Origin of the sequence: Yinghuangia sp. YIM S09857 (assembly GCF_051388915.1) — a bacterium.
Lineage (GTDB): Bacteria > Actinomycetota > Actinomycetes > Streptomycetales > Streptomycetaceae > Yinghuangia.
Genome location: NZ_JBPKBH010000012.1, coordinates 213,264 through 236,057 on the forward strand (window position 1 = coordinate 213,264; position 22,794 = coordinate 236,057).

Annotated in this window: 14 protein-coding genes and 1 pseudogene; all 15 read left to right on the forward strand. The window is 72.6% G+C overall.

Going from position 1 to position 22,794, the window contains the following annotated elements:
* Positions 1 to 93: 93 nt before the first annotated feature.
* The 15 genes and pseudogenes from ACRX5S_RS25155 to ACRX5S_RS25225 all read left to right on the forward strand — a co-directional run bounded on the left by ACRX5S_RS25155 (position 94) and on the right by ACRX5S_RS25225 (position 22,757).
* Entirely contained in the window at positions 94 to 1,281 is a 1,188-nt protein-coding gene (locus ACRX5S_RS25155) for a saccharopine dehydrogenase C-terminal domain-containing protein (protein ID WP_436775355.1), read from the forward strand.
* A 100-nt stretch (positions 1,282 to 1,381) separates the two neighbouring features.
* Positions 1,382 to 2,701: a lysine N(6)-hydroxylase/L-ornithine N(5)-oxygenase family protein gene (locus ACRX5S_RS25160; RefSeq protein WP_436775356.1), complete on the forward strand. Its 1,320-nt coding sequence runs from the start codon at positions 1,382 to 1,384 to the stop codon at positions 2,699 to 2,701.
* Positions 2,698 to 3,801: an NAD(P)/FAD-dependent oxidoreductase gene (locus ACRX5S_RS25165; protein ID WP_436775357.1), complete on the forward strand. Its 1,104-nt coding sequence runs from the start codon at positions 2,698 to 2,700 to the stop codon at positions 3,799 to 3,801. Before ACRX5S_RS25160 ends, ACRX5S_RS25165 begins: the two co-directional genes overlap by 4 nt.
* Complete coding sequence (locus tag ACRX5S_RS25170; protein WP_436775358.1) at positions 3,798 to 5,813, forward strand: class I tRNA ligase family protein; 2,016 nt, start codon at positions 3,798 to 3,800, stop codon at positions 5,811 to 5,813. Before ACRX5S_RS25165 ends, ACRX5S_RS25170 begins: the two co-directional genes overlap by 4 nt.
* Complete coding sequence (locus ACRX5S_RS25175; protein ID WP_436775359.1) at positions 5,810 to 7,381, forward strand: AMP-binding protein; 1,572 nt, start codon at positions 5,810 to 5,812, stop codon at positions 7,379 to 7,381. Before ACRX5S_RS25170 ends, ACRX5S_RS25175 begins: the two co-directional genes overlap by 4 nt.
* Positions 7,371 to 7,634 (forward strand): acyl carrier protein, encoded by a 264-nt coding sequence (locus ACRX5S_RS25180; RefSeq protein WP_436775360.1) that lies wholly within the window; start codon positions 7,371 to 7,373, stop codon positions 7,632 to 7,634. Before ACRX5S_RS25175 ends, ACRX5S_RS25180 begins: the two co-directional genes overlap by 11 nt.
* 3 nt (positions 7,635 to 7,637) lie before the next feature.
* Positions 7,638 to 8,234 carry a GNAT family N-acetyltransferase gene (locus ACRX5S_RS25185; protein ID WP_436775361.1) on the forward strand — a complete coding sequence of 199 codons (597 nt, stop codon included), beginning with the start codon at positions 7,638 to 7,640 and terminating at the stop codon, positions 8,232 to 8,234.
* A gap of 710 nt (positions 8,235 to 8,944) precedes the next feature.
* Positions 8,945 to 10,126 carry a sensor histidine kinase gene (locus tag ACRX5S_RS25190; RefSeq protein WP_436775405.1) on the forward strand — a complete coding sequence of 394 codons (1,182 nt, stop codon included), beginning with the start codon at positions 8,945 to 8,947 and terminating at the stop codon, positions 10,124 to 10,126.
* Between the two features lie 57 nt (positions 10,127 to 10,183).
* Positions 10,184 to 11,089 (forward strand): LytR/AlgR family response regulator transcription factor, encoded by a 906-nt coding sequence (locus ACRX5S_RS25195; RefSeq protein ID WP_436775362.1) that lies wholly within the window; start codon positions 10,184 to 10,186, stop codon positions 11,087 to 11,089.
* A complete protein-coding gene (locus ACRX5S_RS25200; protein WP_436775363.1) occupies positions 11,082 to 11,627 on the forward strand; it encodes a hypothetical protein in 546 nt (181 codons plus the stop codon). The genes ACRX5S_RS25195 and ACRX5S_RS25200 overlap by 8 nt, the downstream gene beginning before the upstream one ends.
* Positions 11,624 to 13,389, forward strand: a pseudogene (locus ACRX5S_RS25205) (cation acetate symporter). Before ACRX5S_RS25200 ends, ACRX5S_RS25205 begins: the two are co-directional and overlap by 4 nt.
* A 405-nt stretch (positions 13,390 to 13,794) precedes the next feature.
* The gene (locus ACRX5S_RS25210) at positions 13,795 to 14,124 is read left to right on the forward strand and encodes a DUF485 domain-containing protein (RefSeq protein ID WP_436775406.1); all 330 of its coding nucleotides are present in this window, start codon (positions 13,795 to 13,797) and stop codon (positions 14,122 to 14,124) included.
* On the forward strand, positions 14,121 to 15,734 hold the full coding sequence (locus ACRX5S_RS25215) for a solute symporter family protein (protein ID WP_436775364.1): 1,614 nt from the start codon (positions 14,121 to 14,123) through the stop codon (positions 15,732 to 15,734). The genes ACRX5S_RS25210 and ACRX5S_RS25215 overlap by 4 nt, the downstream gene beginning before the upstream one ends.
* 359 nt (positions 15,735 to 16,093) lie before the next feature.
* On the forward strand, positions 16,094 to 16,990 hold the full coding sequence (locus tag ACRX5S_RS25220; RefSeq protein WP_436775365.1) for a formate/nitrite transporter family protein: 897 nt from the start codon (positions 16,094 to 16,096) through the stop codon (positions 16,988 to 16,990).
* A gap of 292 nt (positions 16,991 to 17,282) precedes the next feature.
* Positions 17,283 to 22,757 (forward strand): carboxyl transferase domain-containing protein, encoded by a 5,475-nt coding sequence (locus tag ACRX5S_RS25225; RefSeq protein WP_436775366.1) that lies wholly within the window; start codon positions 17,283 to 17,285, stop codon positions 22,755 to 22,757.
* Positions 22,758 to 22,794 lie beyond the last annotated feature (37 nt).

Genomic DNA, 22,794 nt, shown 5'->3' on the forward strand with positions numbered 1-22,794 from the left:
CGGCCGGGCAGCACGGAGACGTGCCGCACAGCGACGGGCGGCACCCGGACGGGCAGCACGCGGCAGCCGGAACCGAGACCAAGGAGGACGCCCGTGTCAGGTGACCGGATCGCTCCCGCAAGCGGCACCGTCCACTGGGTCGGCACCGGCCTGTCCACCGGCCGCACCGGCCTCGGCCTGGTCTGCGACCGGGCGAGCCGCGTCGTCCTGTGGGACCGCACCGCCGAACGTGCCGCGGAGCGCCTCGCCGCACTCGGGCTCGCGGACCGCGCCGAGGTGCGCGGCCTGCGTCCGGGCGCGCTGGAGGCCGAGGTCGGCGCGGGCGACGTGGTGGTCTCCATGCTGCCCGCGACCGAACACCCGGGCCTGCTTGGCCTGGCCGTCGCGCGCGGCGCGCACTTCGCGTGCACCAGCTACACCACCGACGCGCTGAGCGAGCAGGCCGCCACGGCGGCCGACGCCGGACTCGTCGTCCTGACCGAAGCCGGGCTCGACCCCGGGATCGACCACCTGATGGCCCACGTCCTGGTCGACCGCGCCCGCCGCGAGGTCGGCGACGGCGGCACGTCCGCGGAGTTCACCTCGTACTGCGGCGGCCTGCCCGCGGTGCCGAACGACTTCCGCTACCGCTTCAGCTGGGCGCCGTACGGGGTGCTCTCGGCCCTCGCCTCCCCCGCGCGATACATCGGCGAGGGCGAGACCCGCACCGCCCAACACCCCTGGCAGGCAACCCGGTTGCTGGTGCTCGCCGGGGAGGAGTTCGAGGCGTACCCGAACCGCGACAGCCTGTCCTTCCTCGCGCAGTACGACTTCCCGGCCCGGTGGCGGCCCACCACGTTCATCCGCGGCACGCTCCGCAACGCGGGCTGGCGCGCGGCCTGGCACGAGGTCTTCGAGACCGTCCTGACCGGCGACGAGACCCGGATCCGGGCGCTGGCCAAGGAACTCGCCGACCGCCACCCCACCACCGAGGCGGACCGGGACCGGGTGGTGCTCGCCGTCGAGTTGACCGTCCGCGACGCCGACGGCGGCATCCGGTGGCGTGGGGCATACCTGCTGGACCTGACCGGCGACGCCGCGGAGAGCGCCATGGCCCGGTGCGTGTCGGTGCCGCTCGCGCTCGGCGTGTCCCGCGTCCTCGACGGGGCCCTCCCGCCGGGCCTCAACCGAGCCGCCGAATCGGCCGAAGAGGCCGCGCGGTGGCTGGCGTTCCTGCACCGCCACGGCATCCGCACCGCCTTCGACGACTCGCTTCCCGAGGCACCGGGAGGCACGCCGTGATCCTTGGAGCGCAGCCGCCGGGGCCCGGAAGCCCGCGGACCTCCCCACCGATCCGTCACACCCCATCGAGCGCGGCGAACCGCCCGAAGGAGAGGCCTAAATGGCGCACGAGCCCGATCGATCCGGTCCCACGCACTACACCTGCCTGGGCGTCGGGGTGGGACCGGCCAACCTGAGCCTGGCGTCACTGCTGTACGGCCGACCGGACGTGAGCAACCTCTTCCTGGACCGGAAGCAGTCGTTCACCTGGCACGACGGCCAGCAGATGCCGGGCAACGCGCTCCAGGTCTCGCTGTTCAAGGACCTGGTGACGCTGGCCGACCCGAGGAACCCGTTCACGTTCCTTGCGTACCTGCACCAGAACGGCAGGCTGTACCACTTCCTGAACGCCCAGTTCGACGCCGTGCCGCGGGCGGAGTTCCGCAACTACCTTGCGTGGGCGAGCCGGTGCAACGAGAACGTGGTGTTCGGTGAGGGGGTGCGCGAGGTCACGTTCGACGACGTGTTCCGGATCCGCACCGACCGGCGCACGGTCACCGCGGACAACGTGGTGGTGGGTGTCGGCAGCGAGCCGCACGTCCCCGGGCGGCTCGGCGAGAAGCTCGGGCCGAAGCAGTTCCACGTCAGCGACTACTTGCAGACGTCCGGGACCCTGGGCGGCAAGCGGGTGGTGGTGATCGGCGGCGGGCAGTCCGGGGCCGAGGCGTTCCTCGACATGATCTCCCGGCACGGCAGCGCGCTGCCCCGCCGGGTCTCGTGGATCTCCCGGCGCGGCAACTACTTCCCGATCGACGACACGCCCTTCACGAACGACTACTACATGCCGTCGCACGCCGAGTACTTCTTCGGGCTGGAGCGCGAGGCCCGCGAGGCGTTCAACCGGCAGCACGTCCTCACCAGCGACGGCATATCGCTGAGCACCCTGCGGGAGATCTACCAGCGCACCTACCTGCACCGCTTCGTGGACGGCAACGTCGACCTGGTGGGTCTGTACCCCAATCGCGAGGTCTTCGACGTCAGCCCGGGGCTGTACGGCGACTGGCAGGTCTCCGCGCGCCACAACGACAACCCGGAGGCGACCGAGGTCTTCGAGGCCGAGGTGGTCATCTGGGCGACCGGGTTCCGGCCCACCCGGATGGACTTCCTGGAGCCGATCGCGCACCGGCTGGAGCGCGACGGCGACGAACTGCGCATCGACGAGGACTATGCCGTGTACTGGGACGGGCCGGACGACCGGCGGGTGTTCGTGCAGAACGCGGCGCGCGGCCAACGCGGCCTCGCCGATCCCAACCTCAGCCTCAACGCCTGGCGCAGCCGCCGGATCGCCGACCGGCTGAGCCGCGAGTCGAGCACCGAGCAACTGCCCTCGTTCATCGAGTGGTCCACCAAGCCGGGCCCGCAGCCGGGGAGCGCGGCGTGAGCGCGACGCACGCCACCGGGACCGCGGTCGTCGGCGCGGGCGTCATCGGGTGCCTGATCGCGCGGGAGATCCTGGCCGCGGACCCGGGGGCCGCGGTGACGGTCCTGGACCGCGACCTCGTCGCCGGCGGCGCGACCCGCCGGTCGGCCGGTCTGCACTTCCCCCGCGGCACCACACCCGAGACGCGCGCGATGGCCGCCGAGAGCCAGCGCTACTACACCGAACTCCTGGCCGCCCGCCCCGACTTGCCGATCCATCCGGTGGGCATGACGGTGGTCGCGCCCGCCGCGCACGAGGCGGCGCTGCGCGAGGTCTACCTTCCGGAGGCGAACCTGCGGCGGATCGGCGGCGCCGCGCTCCCGCCGGACGGGGCCGCGCTGCCCGAGGGCCTGGCGGCCTGGGCCGGGGACGGCTGCCACTACGCGGACGTGGCCGCGCTCACCCAGGCCCTCGCCGTCGAACTCCGGTCCTCCGCACGGTTATTCGAGGGCCTGGCGGTAACCGGCATGGCGTCGGACGGGGACGGCGTACGCCTGACCCTGGGCACCGGGGACACGCTGACCGCGGACCGGGTGGTGCTGGCGCCCGGTCCCTGGCTGGCCGCCCCCGCGTGGCGGCACCTGCTGGAACCGCTGGGCGCGCGGGTGAAGAAGATCGTCGCCCTGCACATCGAGCACCCGGTGTCGGAGGACGACGGGGCGGTCGTCCTCCACGACGAGGACGCGTTCCTGCTGCCGTACCGGCACCGCGGGCACTGGCTGTTCAGCTACACCTGTCCCGAATGGGACGTCGACCCCGACACCGTCGAGCCGGCCCTGACCGCGGCGAACCTCGCCGAAGCCCTCGACGTGCTCGGCCGGTTCGCGCCCGGACTGGTCGACCGCGCCGTCTCGGGCCGGGTCTTCTGCGACGCGTACGCCCCCGGCCGGATCCCGCTGGTGTGCCCGGTGGGCGACGACGGGCGCGTGGTGTTCGCGGGCGCCGCAACCGGCTCGGGCTACCGCTTCGCCCCGGCGATCGCCGCGGCGACCGTCCGGCTGCTCGCCAAGGCGTCCCCCGACCGCGCCGACGTCCCCCGATCCGAAAGGACCGCGACATGATCTACAACCGGTACGATCCCGAAGCCCTCCATGCGGCCTTCGGGATCCGCATGAGCGACATTGAGGGGCTGGGCGTGGGGGCCGGTTGGGGCCGGGTCGCCCCGGGCCAGGCGTCGTCGAGCCACCAGCACGACGAGACCGAGTTCTTCGTGATCGTCGAGGGCCGCGGCGAGTTCGTCGTGGACGGCCGCCGCCACGAGGCGCGGCCGGGCACGCTGGCGCTGTTCGAGCCGTTCGAGTCGCACGTGCTGGAGAACACCGGCGACACCGACCTGGTCTTCCTCACCCAGTACTGGCGCGATCCCGGCCGGGCCCTCGCGTCGGCCGGGAACCGGGAGCGCACCGGGTTCGGCGGCCGCCCGGTGTTCGTCTTCTCGACGCCCCCGACGCCCAACGGCGACCTGCACCTGGGGCACCTGTCCGGCCCCTACCTGGGCGCCGACGCGTTCGTCCGGTTCCAGCGGATGAACGGCACCCAGGCGTGGCACCTGACCGGCAGCGACGACTACCAGAGCTACGTGATCGCGTGCGCCCGCGCCGAGGGCCGCGAGCCCGCCGAGACCGCGGCGCACTACAGCGCCGAGATCGCGGAGACGCTGGCGCTGATGGACATTCCGCTCGACCAGTACACCGTGACCAACGTGGACCCGGGGTACCGCGAGGGCCTGCGTGACTTCTTCACCCGCATGGTCGCCTCGGGGTGGGCCGCGGTCGCCGAGCGGGACGCGCTGTTCGACGCCGAGAGCGGCCAGTACCTCTACGAGGTGGACGTCAGCGGGGACTGCCCCGGCTGCGGCGCGCCGACCGGCGGCAACATCTGCGAGGACTGCGGCGAGCCCAACACCGTCGTGGACCTGGACTCCCCGCGGTCGAAGGTCTCCCCCGCCGACCCCCGCCGCGCGCCGCTCGCCCGCTGGTCGCTGCCGCTGCACGAGTTCCGCGACGACGTCGCGGCGCACCACCGCCTCGGCCGCGTCCCGGCCCGGCTGCGGGAGCTGGCCGACCGGCTGTTCACCCGGCCCGAACTGGACATCCCGCTGAGCCACCCCTCGGCGTGGGGTGTTCCGCCGGCGGAGACGGACGTGGACGGGCAGGTGATCTGGGTGTGGCCCGAGATGTCGTACGGCTTCCTGTACGGCATCCAGGCCCTCGGCGGCCGGCTCGGCCGCGACTGGCGGGCCGACGAACCGGGCGCGGACTGGAAGATCGTGCACTTCTTCGGGTACGACAACAGCTTCTACCACTCGGTGCTGTACCCGGTTCTGTACCGGCTCGCGCACCCGGACTGGTCGCCGGACATCGACTACCACGTCAACGAGTTCTACCTGCTGGACGGCGCCAAGTTCTCCACCAGCCGGCGGCACGCGATCTGGGGCAAGGAGATCCTGACGCCGGACTCGGTCGACGCGGTGCGGTACTTCCTGTCCCGGAACCGGCCCGAGGGGGAGCGGACCGACTTCCGGCGCCCGGCGTACGACGCGGCGCTGCGGGACCGGCTCATCGGCACCTGGCAGCAGTGGCTCAACGACCTCGGGGCGCGCGTCGCCAAGCACTACGGCGGCCAAGCGCCCGACGCGGGGAACTGGACGCCCGAGCAGTCGGCGTTCCTGGCGAAGCTCGGCACCCGGCTCGCGGCCGTCACCGCGGCGCTGGGCGGCGAGGGCTTCTCGCTGAACCAGGCCGCGGCCGAACTCGATGCGCTGGTGGACGACACGGTGCGGTTCTCCCGACTGGAGGCGCTCACCGCGCAGAGCGCGTACTGGCAGAACGAGACGCGTACCGCCGTCGCGCTGGAACTGGCCGCGGCCCGGCTGCTCGCGCACGCCGCCGCGCCGGTCATGCCGCGCTTCGCGGGAAGGCTGGCCGCGGCCCTCGGGCTGCCGGAGCCGGCGGTCTGGCCGGAGACGGTCGAGCTGGTCCCGCCGGGCAGCGAAATCCGTTTGGGCGACGCGGTGTTCTTCAAGCCCGCGACCCTGTCGGCACCCGGCTCCGCGGGGGAGGCCGCGGGATGACGGACGAGACCCTGGGAAAACTCGTCGCGGTCGGACCGTCCGGCGGCCGGATCTCGGTGGCCAGCCTGCTGGGCACCGAGACCATCACGCTGCACGAGCTGTACGAGCGGTCCGGCCGCGTCGCGCACTGGCTGCGGGAGCGGGGCGTCCGGCCGGGCGACCGGATCGGCGTCCTGGCGGCCAACAGCCTGGAATGGGTGCTGCTGGACCTGGCGGCGCTGCGCCTGAAGGTGCAGACCGCGGGGCTCGAACCGGGCAAGTTCACCCCCGGCGTCGACCTCATGCGGCGTTACGGCATCCGGCTGCTGTTCACCGACCGCGCCGCCTCGGGCGCCGACCCCGCCGATCCGCCGGCCCCGGGCGGGAGCGACGGGATCGTGCCGATGAGCGAGGTCGCGGCCGCGGCGCTGCGCCGCGAGCACGGCGAACTGTCGCCGCTGCCGCCGGTGACCTGGGCGCCCTCGGACGTCACCACCGTCAAGTTCACCTCGGGCAGCACCGGCGAGCCGAAGGGGTTGGGGGCGACCGCGGGCAGCATCGACAGTTCGCTGCTGGCCGTCCAGGAGATCTTCGAACACGGTCCGGGCGACGACCTGTTCGTCTTCCTGCCGTTGTCGCTGCTCCAGCAGCGGTATTGGGTGTACTCCGCACTGCTGCACGGGCACGACGTCACGGTCAGCACGTACGAGGCGGCCTTCGCCGCGCTGCGCCGGGTGCGGCCGACCGTGGTCATGGGGGTCCCGGCCTTCTACGAGACGGCCAAGCGGCAGATCGAGGCCCGCGTGCGCCGGGCGGGCGCGTCGGGCGGGCCGGACGTCGTGGGCCGGGAGGCCCGGGCCGTCTTCGGCGACCGCATCCGCTACCTGTGGACGGGCTCGGCCCCGGCCGCCCCGGCCGTGCTGCGCTTCTTCACCGAGGCGGGACTGCCGATCTACGAGGGCTACGGCCTCAACGAGACGTGCATCGTCACCAAGAACCACCCGAAGGCGCACCGCGAGGGCAGCGTCGGCCGGGTCCTGCGCGGCAAGGAGGTGCTGATCGACGAACACGGCGTCGTCAGCGTCCGCAGCGACCACCCCGTCAACACCCGCTACCTGTACGCCCAACCAGGCGACTCCGAAAGGGTGTTCGCCCCGGACGGCACGGTGCGCACCGGCGACCTCGGCCATGTCGACGAGGACGGCTACCTCTTCATCCGCGGCCGCGCCGACGACGTCATCGTGCTCGACAACGGCAAGAAGGTCGTCGTACGGCCGATCGAGGAACGCATGAGGTCCGACCCGGCCATCGCCGAATGCGTCCTGTTCTGCCCCGGGCAGACGGACCTGGTCGCGGTGGTCTCCCCGGCCTCCGCCGACCCCGACCTGAACGCCATCGCGGCCTGCCTCGACGCCGCCAACGCCGCGCACACCCCCGACGAGCGGATCAGCCGCGCGATCGTCGCCGACCCGCCGTTCAGCATCGAGAACGGCCTGCTCACCTCGCAGTACAAGCCGAAGCGCCCGCAGATCCTGGACGCCTACCGCCAGGCCGTCCACAACCCCGAGGAGGGAATCCATGCCCGCTGACGTGGAAACCGCGGCCCGCGAACAGTTCTCCGCCGTCCTGACCCACGACATCGAGCCGGGAACCCTCGACCTCGACGCGGACATGGTCGGCTCGTACGCCCTGACCTCGCTCAACAAGGTCCTGTTCCTCACCGAGTTGTGCGAGGCTACCGGCGTCGACCTCGCCCACTTCACCGAGGACGACCTCGCGGACATGCGCACTCTCCGCGACGTCACCAAGGCCCTGTCCCGGCACATCAGCAACGGAGCCTGACCTATGACCTGGGCAACGAAGGCACCCGCCGTCCTTGAGAACGACCACGTCCGTCTCGCGCCGGTGACCGAAGCCGACCGCGAGGGCCTGCACGCGGTCGCCATGGACCCGGACATCTGGCGGTACTTCGTCTCGGCGGTGGCCACCGACGAGGACTTCAAGCTCTTCTTCGACACCTGCCTCGCCGACCAGGCCGCCGGCCGCCGCGTCGTCTTCATCGTCACCGACAAACCCTCCGGCCGCATCGCCGGCAGCATGAGCTACGGCAACATGGCCGAACCCGACGCCCGCCTCGAAATCGGCTGGTCCTGGCTGGGCCGCGACTTCCGCGGCCAAGGCGTCAACCGCTGGGCCAAATACCTCCTCCTGGCCCACGCCTTCGACGACCTGGGCGCCGAACGCGTCGAGTTCAAGACCGACATCCTCAACGAACAAGCCCGCCAGGGTCTCCGCAATATCGGCGCCACCGAAGAAGGCACCCTCCGCAGCTACAACTACATGCCCACCGGCCGCCGCCGAGACGCCATCTACTACAGCATCCTCCGCCCCGAATGGCCCAGGGTCAGCGCCCACCTCCTGAGCCTCCCACCCAAGCCCTGACCCCCAAGGCGCCGTCGCACTCCCGACCACCAACCGACGACCACCGTCCGGCGGCCGGGACGGTGCCGAGATGGGATTCGCGGCGGGGCCTTTGTTTTCCGCGCGCCGGTGCAGCGGACGGCCAACCACGATCGCGTGCAGCCCCGCCCCCGCGCCGTCGTCGCCCGCCGGTCAGCCCAACCATGCCGCCCCAACATCCCTGCGCGGCAGGCGAGTTGAGTGCCGACGACCTCGTTGCGCATGTCGCCTGACCGCGCGCGCCCAGCCACCCGTGAAGGCGCGCCGTCTCCCAGGCACGGCACGCAACAGGGGGCTCAGGGCACGCGAACCCGCCCACCAAGTCGGTGCGCGGGTGGGATCGTTCGCCCCCTCACTCCCCCGTCGACGCCTGCGACCGCCGGTCGGGGCGTGCAGGCGCAAGACCCACACACGTTTGCGGCTCGGCGGTCCCGTCCGGAGCGCTCCGGCCCATCCGGCGGTCGCCTGCGGCGGGGGGCTCCTGGGCGCGGCCTGCCGCGGCTCGGCGTCGGTGTGGCTGCGCGGTGGGGGTGCTCGCTTTGTCGGCCTTCTCCTCCGATCCTCCTCGGCGCAGAGGCTCGCCCTCGTCCTTCGTGCGGCGCGACCGTCGGCGCCGCCGCGCGGCGGATCGGTTGCGCGTTGGTGCGTCGGGTGCATTTGGCGGGCCGGGTGCGGGAGGGTGTGGTGGTCGGATCTCGGGCGGCCGGGTGGCGGTGGGTTGGGTGTGGGGGGCTTGGGGGCGGCGGCAGTTGGGGACGGCCACTGAGCGGGCCACGTTTGAGACGCTGCATCATGCCTCGCAGGCGGGGCCGTTGTTGCGGACCGGGTTGTCGGTGGATTCCGCGAAGCGGTCGGCTCGGCATTTGCGGGCGTTGCTGGGGGTTCCCGCGCTGGCGTTGTGTCGGGCGGACGGCGAGGTTCTGGCATGGGAGGGGCCGACCGCCGGTGATCACGGGCACGCGGCTGCGGTGCGCGGCGGGTCGGAGCGTACCTCGCGGGCGGGGCGCGTTTCGGTGCTCGGGCCGGATCAGGTGGAGTGCGGGGTCTCGGAATGCCCGTTGCAGCACGCGGTGGTGGTGCCGCTGGTGGTGTCGGAGCGGGTCGAAGGGGTGTTCGCGGTGTTCGCGCCGCAGGCGTCGACCGGTTTGGTGCGGGCCGCCGGGGAGGTGGGGCGGTGGGTGTCGACGCAGTTGGAACTCGCCGAGCTCGACCGGTCCCGGGCCGCCCTGGTCGACGCCGAGGTGCGGGCGTTGCGGGCGCAGATCTCGCCGCACTTCATCTACAACTCGCTCACGGCGATTGCGTCGTTCGTCCGGACCGACCCCGAGCGGGCGAGGGAGCTGATCGTCGAGTTCGCGGAGTTCACGCGGTATTCGTTCCGGCGGCATGGCAGTTTCACCTCGCTTTCCGAGGAACTGCGGTGCGTGGACCGGTATCTGCTGCTTGAGCGCGCGCGGTTCGGCGACCGGCTCTCGGTGTCGCTGCGGATCGCGCCCGAAGTGCTGCCGGTGGTGGTGCCGTTCCTGTGCCTGCAACCTCTGGTGGAGAACGCCGTCCGGCACGGGCTCGAACGCAACGCCGGTCCCGGCACACTGGTGATCACCGCCGAGGACAAGGGCACCGAGGCCTGGATCAGCGTCGAGGACGACGGCGTCGGCATGGAACCGGCCGCGCTGGCCGCGGTTTTGGCCGGTGAGGCCCCGGTGCGGAGCGGCGGTTCCGGCGCCGGTATCGGGCTGCGCAACGTCGACGAGCGGCTGCGGCAGTTGTACGGGGACGTGTACGGGATCGTCGTCGAGACCGCCCCGGGAGCCGGGACGAAGGTGCGGGTGAGGATCCCGAAGTTCCACCCGTCGGCGGCCGACCCGCGCTGAACCGGCCCGCCCGCCGACGGGTACCGCGGCGGCCCGGGCCCGGCTAGCCTGCCCGGTATGCTGCGGATTCTGTCCGTCGACGACGAGGTTCCCGCGCTGGAGGAGCTGACGTACCTGCTGCGCCGCGACGCGCGTGTGACGGACGTCGAACCGGTGCGGGACGGGGCCGCGGCACTCCTCGCGCTGGACCGCTCGCTCGCCGAAGGGCGGCCGTTCGGGGCGCTGTTCCTGGACGTCCGCATGCCCGGCCTGGACGGCACCGCCGTCGCCCGGGTGGCCTCGCGGTTCGCCGATCCGCCCAGCGTCGTCTTCGTGACCGCGCACGACGACTTCGCGGTCGACGCGTTCGCGCTGCGCGCCGTCGACTACCTGCTCAAGCCGATCCACCCGGACCGCCTGGCGGAGGCGGTACGGCGGGTCGCCGCGGCGCACGCCGGGCGGGCGGCGGCCGAGGACGCCACCGCGCACGACCCGGCCGTGGCCCAGGCGACACCCGCGACCCCCGCGGACACGTCCGGCGCCGCGCCGCCCGCCGACGAGGTCATCCCCGTCGAACTCGCCGGGGTGACCCGCTTCGTGCGCCGCAGCGACGTCATCTACGTCGAGGCCCAAGGGGATTACGCCCGTCTCCACACCGCCGGCGGAAGCCATCTCGTCCGCACCCCGCTCGCCGCGCTCGAAGAGCGTTGGGCGGACGCCGGGTTCATCCGCATCCACCGCCGCCACCTGGTCGCGGTGCGGCACGTGCGCGAACTCCGCCTGGAGTCGGGGCGGGCGTTCGTACGCGTCGGCGGCTTCGTGCTGCCGATCAGCCGCCGGCACACGCGCGGGGTCCGCGAGGTCCTGGTCCGCGTCGGACCGGACACCGCGCCCGGCTTCCGACCCGACGGCGGCACCGCGGCGACGAGAGCCGTGGGACCGACCGGACCGCCAGGACCGCTGGGATCGGCGGGGCATGGCTGAGCCTCCGGACACTTCGGGCGACGAACCAACGGGTTCGATACCTCCGACTTCCCAATACCCCTTCGCGGATTGGGAGTTCCCGGCGACCACCGCACCCCGCCGCGCCGTGGTCGCGCACCCCCGGACCCTCGCGGCCCTCTCCCGCGCGGCCGAGGCCGCGGACCGCACCGGCACCGCCCGGCCCCCCGGACGCCTGCCGTACGCCGCCACCGCCGACGACCTCGGAGCCCCGTCCCGCCTCGGCGACCTCTACCTCAAGTCCCTGATGCGCACGCAACTCCGCCTCGGGCTCTCCGTCGTCGCCGTGCTTGTCGTGCTGCTCGGCGGAATTCCCCTGGCCTGCGCGACCGTTCCGGAGTTCCGTGAGGCGACGGTGGCGGGCGTACCGGCTCCGTGGCTGCTGGTCGCGGTCGTGCCGCACCCGGTGTTCCTCGTGCTGGGGGTGCTGAACACCCGTCAGGCCGAGGCCAACGAACGGGACTTCGCGCTGCTCATGGACCGCCCCGAAGCAGCGCCGCCCGCGGAGCGCGCCGGGTGATCTCCGGGCACGCCCCCGCCGCCGTCGTGCTGGTGTGCGTCGCGACGGCGCTGTTCGGCGTGTACGGCCTCCGCCCCGGCCGCACCACCTCCGACTTCTTCGTCGCCTCCCGTACCGTCTCGCCGATGCGCAACGCGGCGGCGATCGGCGGGGAATACCTGTCGGCGGCGTCCTTCCTCGGGATCGCCGGCCTGGTCCTGGCGTTCGGCGCAGACATGCTCTGGTACGGAGTCGGCTACACCGCGGGCTACCTCGTCCTGCTCGCCCTGGTCGCGGCCCCGCTGCGGCGCTCGGGCGCCTACACGCTGCCCGACTTCGCCGAGGTCCGGCTCGGCTCGGTCCGCGTGCGGCGGCTGGCGGCGGTCATGGTCGTGCTCATCGGCTGGCTCTACCTGCTGCCTCAACTCCAGGGCGCCGGCCTGACGTTGCGCACCGTCTCCGGTGCCCCGCTGTGGGCCGGCCCGGTGACGGTGACCGTGGTCGTCGTCTGGGTGGTGGCGTGGGGCGGCATGCGCAGCGTCACGCTCGTCCAGGCGTTCCAGTACTGGCTGAAACTCACCGCCATCGCGCTGCCCGTGGTCTTCCTCCTGCTCGCCTGGCGCGCCGACGGAGCGCCCTGGCCGGACTCCGACACGCCGCCGCGCTTCCGCGCGACGACCACCGTCTCGATGCGCCAGCCCGTCGAAGTCCGGGTCGCCGAACCGGTCGTGGTGACGGTGCGCGGCCACCTCGACGACCGCCCGTACGCCGGCGAGCCGGTGCTGCTCACGCCCGGCACGCACCGCTTCGCGGACGGCACGAAGGCGACGTTCCCGGCCGGGGCCGACGTCCCGCACCCGGTCGGCACAACCCCGCGCGAGGGCCGGTCCTGGACGCTGCCCCTGACCGGCACCGAGCACCCCCTGTACGCCACCTACTCGCTCCTCGTCGCGACCCTCCTCGGCACGATGGGCCTGCCGCACGTGCTCGTACGCTTCCACACCAGCCCGGACGGCCCGTCCGCCCGCCGCACCACCCGCAACGTGCTGGGGCTGCTGTCGGTCTTCTACCTGATGCCGCCGCTGTACGGGCTGCTCGGCCGCATCTACACGCCCGAGCTGCTCATGACCGGCCGCACCGACGCGACCGTCCTGCTCCTCCCCGGCCGCCTGATCGGCGGCACACCGGGCACCCTGCTCGGATCACTCGTCCTCGCAGGAGCCTTCGCCGCGTTCCTGTCCACGGCCTCCGGACTGACGATGTCGGTGGCCGGAGTCTTCGCCCAGGAGATCGAGCGGGGCCGGGCGGACAAGGTACGCGGCGGCGCCCGCGAGACCGGCACCCGTCCGATGCGCCGCGAACTGCTCACGCTGCGGCTGTCCGGCGTCGTCGCGGCGGCCGTACCGTGCCTGCTCTCGCTGCTCGCCGCCCACTACTCGGTGGCCGACGTCGTGAGCCTGGCCTTCGCCGTCGCCGCGTCGTCCTTCTGCCCGCTGCTGCTGCTCGGCATCTGGTGGCGCGGGCTGACCCCGCAGGGCGCGGCGGCCGGGCTGCTGGTGGGCGGCGGCACGGCGATGGCGGCGGTGGTGCTGACCATGGCGGGCGGGCCGGACGACGGGTGGGCGGGGATCCTGCTGAGCCGCCCGGCGGCGTGGACGGTACCGCTGACCTTCGCGGTGATGGTCGGGGTGTCGTACCTGACGCGGCGTCAATCCCGCCGGGGACGAGCCGCGCGCTGGCCCGGCTGCACGCCCCCGAGTCACTGGGGCTGTCGCCGCGCTGACCGTTCGGCGCACCGATGGGACCGTTCGGCGCACCTGCCCGACCGGCGAACGCACCGGCCGGTCCGCTCGCCGCACGGCGTACGCCCGCCGGTGCCGCGGACACCCGCCGCCGCCCTAGCGTGACGCAGCGTCAGGTTCGGTCCGTACTTCCTGGCGGCCCGGTCGGCCCTCCCCGGCCGACCGCGAGCCGCGGTCGAGGAGGACAGATGCGCAGAACCCCGGGCACCGACGGACCGCCGAACGGGGATGCGGGCGCGCCCCCCGCGGCCGCATCCCCCGCGGCTCCCACGCCCACCACGGAGACGCCCGCGACCGGGACGCCCGCGGCGGACGCGTCCCCGGTACCTCCACACGACGCGTCGTCGACCCCGCCCGCGTCAGCTCCGCCCCCGTCGCCGCTCGACGTGCAGGCGAGCGACGACTTCCGCCGACTCCGGCGCTCGTTCCGCGCCTTCGCGTTCCCCGTCACCGTCGCCTTCTGCTCCTGGTACCTGCTGTACGTCCTGCTGGCCGTGTACGCCCGCGACTTCATGGGCACCGAGGTCGTCGGCAACGTGAACCTCGGATTCGTCTTCGGCGTCCTCCAGTTCGCCACCACCTTCCTGATCGCCTGGGCGTACTCCCGCTACGCACGCGCCCGCATCGACCCCGCCGCCGCCTCGGTGCGCGAGCGCATGGACGGCGTGGCAACCGCCCCCGCCGGAAAGGCCGCTGCCGCGGGTGACGCGCGATGACCCTCACCGCCGCCGGCAACGCCGGAGACCACCGCGCGCTCATCATCAGCCTGTTCCTGGTGTTCGTCTTCGCGACCCTCGCCATCACCGTGTGGGCGAGCCGCCAGACCAAGGACGCCACCGACTTCTACGCGGGCGGCCGGTCCTTCTCCGGGTTCCAGAACGGCCTGGCCATCTCCGGCGACTACATGTCCGCGGCGTCCTTCCTCGGCATCGCGGGCCTGATCGCGCTGTCCGGGTACGACGGCTTCCTGTACTCGATCGGCTTCCTGGTGGCGTGGCTCGTCGCCCTCCTGCTGGTCGCCGAACCGCTGCGCAACTCGGGGCGGTTCACGATGGCCGACGTGCTGGCGTTCCGCATGCGCCAGCGCCCGGTGCGCACCGCCGCCGGCATCTCGACGATCGTCGTCTCCATCGTCTACCTGATCGCGCAGATGGTCGGCGCCGCCTCGCTCGTCGTGCTGCTGCTCGACGTCTCCGGAGACGGCGCCAAGCGCTGGGTCATCGGCCTGGTCGGCGCGCTGATGATCCTGTACGTCACGGTGGGCGGCATGAAGGGCACCACCTGGGTGCAGATCATCAAGGCCGTGCTCCTCATCCTCGGCACGCTGTTGGTGACGATCCTCGTGCTCTTCAAGTTCGACTGGAACATCTCCTCGATGCTCGGCTCCGCGGCCGACGCGTCGGGCCAGGGGCAGAAGTTCCTCGAACCCGGGCTCAAGTACGGCAAGGACGCCACCACCCAGCTCGACTTCATCAGCCTCGGCATCGCGCTCGTGCTGGGCACCGCCGGACTGCCGCACATCCTCGTGCGCTTCTACACGGTGCCGACCGCCCGGGCCGCGCGTACGTCCGTCCTGTGGGCGATCGGCATCATCGGCGGCTTCTACCTGATGACCATCGCGCTCGGCTTCGGCGCCGCGGCGCTGGTCGGCTCGGACGAGATCAAGGAGTCCAGCGCGTCCGGCAACACCGCGGCGCCGCTGCTCGCCGAGGAGGTCGGCGGCGGGGCCGGTTCGACGGGCGGGGCGATCCTGCTGGCGGTGATCTCGGCGGTGGCGTTCGCGACCATCCTCGCCGTGGTGGCGGGGCTGACACTGGCCTCGTCCTCGTCGTTCGCGCACGACTTGTACGCGAACGTCATCCGCAAGGGCAAGGCCACCGAGAAGGAGGAGGTCGCCGCGGCCCGGCTGTCGGCGGTGGCCATCGGCGCGGTCGCGATCGTGCTGAGCATGTTCGCCGACAAGCTGAACACCGCGGCCCTGGTGGCGCTGGCCTTCGCGGTCGCCGCCTCCGCCAACCTGCCGACGATCCTCTACAGCCTGTTCTGGAAGCGGTTCAACACCACGGGCGCGCTGTGCAGCATCTACGGCGGACTGGTGGTCTCGGTCGGACTGGTGGTCTTCTCCCCGGTCGGCTCGGGCCGGCCCACGTCGCTGGTGCCGGGCACCGACTTCCACTGGTTCCCGCTGGAGAACCCGGGGATCATCTCGATCCCGGCCGGTTTCCTGCTCGGCTGGCTCGGCACGATGCTCTCCCGCGACCGGGCGAGCGAGGCGAAGTACGCGGAGCTGGAAGTGCGCTCGCTCACCGGAGCCGGGGCACACTGACCCGCACCTCCCCGACGCCCGGGCACGGCCCGCCGCTCCCTTCCCCCGCGGCGGGCCGTACGCGTGCCCGCGGCACGCTGTGGCCCCGCACAAACCTGCCGAAAGGTGTTGCCCGCAACGGCACTTCCCGATGCCGCGCGCCCGACTCCCGCGATAGCGTGGCACGCCCGGCACCGCACCGAATCGCCCCGGATTCTCACCACCGCGCGTCGCGGGGGTGAGCCGATCTTGACACCTTGTTCCCCGCGTTGACATCGGTGGGAAAACCGCGGTCCCCACGATCGCCGGATCGCACCGGATCTCGGCATCCTCAGAAGGCGTATGCCACCCACAAGTTGCCCCATCGAAGGAGTGACTTCATGTCGTACGTGAGTCCGCCGGAACTCGTCGGGAAGATGATCGACGCGGGCGAGGCCAAGGTCTTCATGTCGACGCGCGACACGGTGATCCGCGCCTTCATGGCCGGGGCCATCCTCGCGCTCTCCGCCGCGTTCGCGGTGACCGTCACCGTGCAGACCGGCGAGGCGCTGGCGGGTGCGCTGCTGTTCCCCGTCGGGTTCTGCCTGCTCTACCTGCTCGGGTTCGACCTGCTGACCGGGGTCTTCACCCTCGTGCCGCTCGCACTGATCGACAAGCGCCCCGGCGTCGGCGCGCGCTCGGTGCTGCGCAACTGGGGCCTGGTATTCATCGGCAACTTCGCCGGGGCGTTCCTCGTCGCCGTCATGATGGCGGTGACGTTCACGTACTCCTTCACCGTCGACCCCAACCCGGTCGGCGAGGCCATCGGCAAGATCGGCGAGGGCCGGACCGTCGGGTACGCGGACCACGGTGCCGCCGGGATGCTGACCCTGTTCATCCGCGGCGTGCTGTGCAACTGGATGGTGTCGACCGGCGTGGTCGCGGCGATGATCTCGACGTCCGTCTCGGGCAAGGTGATCGGGATGTGGATGCCCATCCTGGTCTTCTTCTACATGGGCTTCGAGCACTCGATCGTGAACATGTTCCTGTTCCCGTCCGGCCTGATGCTGGGCGGCGACTTCTCCGTGATGGACTACCTCATCTGGAACGAGATCCCCACGCTGCTCGGCAACCTGGTCGGCGGGCTGGCCTTCGTCGGCCTGACGATGTACGCGACCCACGCGCGCACCGCCCCCACGCTCCCGGTCCCCAAGCCTCCGGCATCCTCGGAGAACGGCTCCGCCCCGAAGGCGAAGCCGGGCACCCCCGGCACCCCCGACCACATGGCCGACGCCTGACGCCCTTCGGGCCCACGACGTCGGCCCGAACCCGACCCCGGATCCGGCCCCAGGCCCGAAGCCAGGCCCGAAACTCCCGGCCGACCCCCCGCTCGACACCCCGCCGAAAACCGGAGGCACACCCTAGGCCCGTTCACGCCTTTGTCGGGTTCCTACAAAATGGAAGCCCTGGGCCGTGCGGCGCGGCGCATTGGTGGGGCCTACGGTGATCAAGCAGGGTGATAACCAGGTGCAGGCGGCGCTCCGACCCGGACGTCGCCTGCGGTGCGTAGGTACTTGGGAGGCTCGACCGGTGTTCAGTCGTATCGCCATTGTCAACCGCGGGGAAGCCGCGATGCGGCTGATCCATGCGGTACGGGATCTATCGGCAGAAACCGGGACGAGAGTCGAGACCGTCGCCCTCTACACCGACGCGGACCGCAACGCCACATTCGTCCGCGAGGCCGACGTCGCGTACCCGCTCGGCCCCGCGTCCGCCCGCCCCTACCTCGACCACGCGGTCCTGGCCCGGGCGCTCCGGGAGACCGAGGCGGACGCCGCCTGGGTCGGCTGGGGCTTCGTCGCCGAGGACGCCGAGTTCGCCGAGCTGTGCGCGCGCATCGGCGTCGCCTTCGTCGGGCCGAGCCCCGAGGCCATGCGTCGGCTCGGCGACAAGATCGGCGCCAAGCTGCTCGCCGAGGAGGTCGGCGTCCCCGTCGCGCCGTGGAGCCGCGGCGAGGTGGCCACGCTCGACGAGGCGCTGCGCGCCGGTACGGAGATCGGCTACCCGCTGATGCTCAAGGCGACCGCGGGCGGAGGCGGGCGCGGCATCCGGAAGGTCTCCTCGCCGGACGAGCTCGCCGACGCGTACCAGCGCACCAGCGAGGAGGCACTGCGCGCCTTCGGCTCCGGCGTGGTGTTCCTGGAGCGCCTGGTCACCGGCGCCCGGCACGTCGAGGTGCAGGTCATCGCGGACGGCCAGGGCACCGCCTGGGCGCTGGGCGTACGCGACTGCTCGGTGCAGCGGCGCAACCAGAAGATCATCGAGGAGTCCGCCTCCCCGGTCCTGGCCCCCGAGCAGACCGCCGAGCTGAAGGCCTCCGCCGAGCGGCTGGCGCTGGCGGTCGGCTACCGCGGCGCCTGCACGGTCGAGTTCCTGTACCACCCCGGCGAGAAGCTGTTCGCCTTCCTGGAGGTCAACACCCGGCTCCAGGTCGAGCACCCGATCACCGAGGTCACCACCGGCGTGGACCTGGTACGCCTGCAACTGCACGTCGCCGGCGGCGGCCGCCTGGAGGGCACCCGGCCCGACGAGCTCGGGCACGCCGTCGAGGCCCGGCTGAACGCCGAGGACCCCGACCGCGACTTCGCCCCGGCCCCCGGCCGCATCGCCCGCTTCGTACCGCCCGCGGGCCCCGGCATCCGGGTGGACACGGGGGTGAGCGAGGGCGACACCATCCCGGCCGACTTCGACTCGATGATCGCCAAGATCATCGCGTACGGCGCCGACCGCGAGCAGGCCCTCGGCCGCCTGCGCCGCGCGATGGCCGAGACCACGGTCGTCATCGAGGGCGGCACCACCAACAAGAGCTTCGTCCTCGACCTGCTCGACCAGCCCGAGGTGGTCGGCGCCACGGCCGACACCGGCTGGATCGACCGGGTGCGCGGCGAGGGCCGCCTGGTCTGCGACCGGCACTCCGGCGTCGCGCTGGCCGCCGCGGCGGTCGAGGCGTACGAGGAGGACGAGCGCGTCGAGCGCGCCCGGCTGCTGTCCACCGCCTTCGGCGGCCGCCCGCAGGTGCGCCACGAGTCCGGCCGCCCGCTGGACCTCCGGCTGCGCGGGGTCGGCTACCGCGTCCGCGTCACCCGTGTCGGCGCGCACCGCTTCCACGTCGGCATCGAGTCCGGCGACTCGGTGCGCACCGCCGACGTCGACCTGGACCGCTTCGACCGGCACTCCGGCCGCATCGTGGTCAACGGCACCCGGTTCCGGCTGCTCATCGGCACCCACGGGCCGACCCACCTCGTCGAGGTCGACGGCGTCACGCACCGCGTCAGCCGCGACGAGGGCGGCGTGGTCCGCTCCCCCGCCCCCGCCCTGGTCGTCGCGACGCCGCTCGCGGTCGGCGCTGAGGTGGAGGCCGGGACGCCGGTGCTCGTGCTGGAGAGCATGAAGATGGAGACCGTCCTCCGGGCGCCGTTCAAGGCGCGCCTGAAGGAGTGCGTCGTCTCCGTCGGCAGCCAGGTGGAGACCGGCGCGCCGCTGCTCAAGCTGGAGCCGCTGGCCGACGACGCGGCCGAGGAGACCGCGGCCGCGCCGCCGGTGGAGCTGGACCTGCCCGAGCGCCCCGCGCACGTCGCGGCGCACGAGCGGGCCCTGCGCGGTCTGGAGGACCTGCGCAGCGTCGTCCTCGGCTTCGACGTGGACCCGTACGACGAGGGGCGCGTCCTCGGCGACTTCCTCGCCGCACGTGCCGCCGCCGCGGAGGAGGGGCACCGCCTGCTCGCCGAGGAGGTCGACCTGGTCGGCGCCTTCGCCGACCTGGCCGAGCTGAGCCGCAACCGGCCGGCCGGCGAGGACGGCGACGAGAGCCACGCGTACAGCGCCCGCGAGTACTTCCACCTCTACCTCCAGAGCCTGGACGCCGACCGCGCGGCGCTGCCCGAGGCCTTCCGGGCCCGGCTCGGCAAGGCACTCGGCCGCTACGGCGTCACCGACCTGGACCGCTCCCCCGACCTGGAGGCCGCGGTCTTCCGGATCTTCCTGGCCCAGCGCCGGGCGTCCGCCGACGCCAGGATCGTCACCTCCCTGCTGCGCGAGTGGCTGCGCGAGGGCCCGCCGGGCGAGGCGCTGCGCGAGCCGGTCGGCCTGGCGCTCGAACGCCTGGTGACCGCGACGCAGGTCCGCTTCCCCGCGGTCGCCGACCTCGCGCGCGGCGTCGTGTTCGCGTGGTTCGCCCAGCCGCTGCTGCGCCGCAACCGCGCCCGGGTCTACGCGGGTGTGCGCAAGCACCTGCGGCACCTGGACGCGTTCCCGGACTCCCCGGACCGCGCCGAGCGTATGGCCGAGATGGTCCGCAGCACCGAGCCGCTGGTCCGCCTGCTCGGGCAGCGGCTGGTCCGCCCGGGCCTCGACCACGCGGTCATGCTGGAGGTGCTGACCCGGCGCTACTACGGCAACAAGGGCCTGACCGCGGTCCGCACACGCGAGTTCACCGGCTGCACGTTCGTGGCCGCCGAGCGCGCGGACTCGTGCGTCGCGTCGACCGCGGTGCGCTTCGACGCGCTGGACGACGCGCTTCGCGGGCTGGCCGCGCTCGCCGGGGACGAGTCGGCGGTCGACGCCGACATCTACCTCGCGTGGGAGAACCAGCCCGAGGACTTCGACAGCATGGCCGAGGCCCTGCACGAGGTGCTGTGCGCGCACGCGCTGCCGGCGTCGATCCGCCGGATCACCATGACGGTCGCGGGGCGCGGCGGCGCGGTGATGCACCACCACTTCACGTACCGTCCGTCGCCGGTCAGCGGGATGACGGAGGAGCGGCTGATCCGCGGCCTGCACCCGTACATCGCGCAGCGCATGCAGATGGAGCGGCTGAGCGGCTTCGACCTGACCCGGCTGCCGTCCTCGGACGAAGAGGTCTACCTGTTCCGGTGCGTGGCGCGGACGAACCCGTCCGACGACCGCCTTGTGGCCTTCGCGCAAGTCCGGGACCTCACCGAACTGCGCGAGCACGACGGCAAGTTGGTCGCCCTGCCGACCACCGAGGACACCGTCGCCGCGTGCCTCGACTCGATCCGCAGTGCGCAGTCGCAGCGACCGTCGAAAAAGCGGTTCCACACCAACCGCATCGTGATCTACGTGTGGCCGGCCATAGAGCTCACGCGCGAGGAAGTGGAGACGATCGGTCGGCGCATGATGCCGATGACCGCGGGTGCGGGCCTTGAGGAGATCCTGTTCATCGCCCGGCAGCGCGACCGCGAGACCGGCGAACTGACCAAGTCCGCCGTGCGGTTCACGTTCGACGCGGCGGGCGGCGCGGAGATGGTGCTCGGCGAGCCGCCCGTCGAGCCGGTCGAACCGGTCGACGACTACCGGCAGAAGGTCCTCCAGGCCAGCGCCCGCAACACCGTCTACCCGTATGAACTGGCGCGCATGCTCGGTGACTTCATCGAGTACGACCTGGACGACGCGCACCGGCTCGTCCCGGCCGACCGACCGAGGGGCCGCAACACCGCGGCGATCGTGGCCGGCGTGGTCACCACCCGCACGCCGCGCCACCGCGAGGGCGTCACCCGGGTCGTGCTGCTCGGCGACCCGACGAAGTCGCTCGGCGCACTGTCCGAGCCGGAGTGCCGCCGCGTCATCGCGGCCCTGGACCTGGCGGAGCGCATGCGCGTGCCGCTGGAGTGGTACGCGCTGTCCGCGGGCGCCCGGATCTCCATGGAGTCGGGCACCGAGAACATGGACTGGGTCGCCGCGGCGCTCAAGCGCATCGTGGAGTTCACCCAGCAGGGCGGCGAGATCAACATCGTGGTGGCCGGCATCACCGTCGGCGCGCAGCCGTACTGGAACGCCGAGGCCACGATGCTCATGCACACCAAGGGCGTCCTGGTGATGACGCCGGACTCGGCGATGGTGCTGACCGGCAAGCAGTCTCTGGACTTCTCCGGCGGCGTGTCGGCCGAGGACAACTTCGGCATCGGCGGGTACGACCGGGTGATGGGCCCGAACGGCCAGGCGCAGTACTGGGCGCCGAACCTGGCGGGCGCACGCAACATCCTGATGGCGCACTACGACCACACGTACATCGCACCGGGCGAGAGCGGACCGCGCCGGGCCGAGACCGCCGACCCGGTGGACCGCGACATCTCGGCGTTCCCCCACGAGGTCGAGGGCAGCGACTTCACCTGCGTCGGGGAGATCTTCTCCGCGGAGCACAACCCGGACCGCAAGAAGCCCTTCGACATCCGCACGGTGATGCGCGCGCTGTCCGACCAGGACCACGCGGTGCTGGAGCGCTGGGCCGGCATGGCCGACGCGGACACCGCGGTCGTGCAGGACGTGTACCTCGGCGGGCGTCCGGTGTGCCTGATCGGCATCGAGTCCCGGGCCGTCCCCCGCCGCGGCTTCCCGCCCACCGACGGGCCGGACACCTACACCGCGGGCACGTTGTTCCCGCAGTCGTCCAAGAAGACGGCCCGGGCCATCAACGCGGCGTCCGGCAACCGCCCGCTGGTGGTGCTGGCGAACCTGTCCGGCTTCGACGGCTCGCCGGAGTCGATGCGCAAGCTCCAGCTGGAGTACGGCGCGGAGATCGGCCGGGCCATCGTCAACTTCGACGGTCCGATCGTGTTCTGCGTGATCTCCCGCTACCACGGCGGCGCCTTCGTGGTGTTCTCCAAGGCCCTCAACCCGAACATGACGGTTCTGGCCCTGGACGGCTCGTTCGCCTCGGTGCTGGGCGGCGCCCCGGCCGCGGCCGTGGTGTTCGCGGGCGAGGTCGACAAGCGCACCGCGACCGACCCGCGGGTGACCGGGCTGAACGCCCGCGTCGCCGCCGCCGGGGGCACCGAGCGCGCCGCGCTGCACGCGCAGCTCGCCGAGCTGCAACCGGCCGTCCGCGCCGAGAAGCTGGGCGAGGTGGCCGCCGAGTTCGACCGCGTGCACAGCATCCGCCGTGCCGTCGAGGTCGGGTCCGTGGACGCGGTGATCCGCGCGTCCGAGATGCGGCCGCGCATCATCGAGGCATTGGAGCACGGCGTCAAGCACTGGTCGGGCGGCTGATCCGAAGCCGGAACGAGGAGGGGGGGGGCATCCGTTG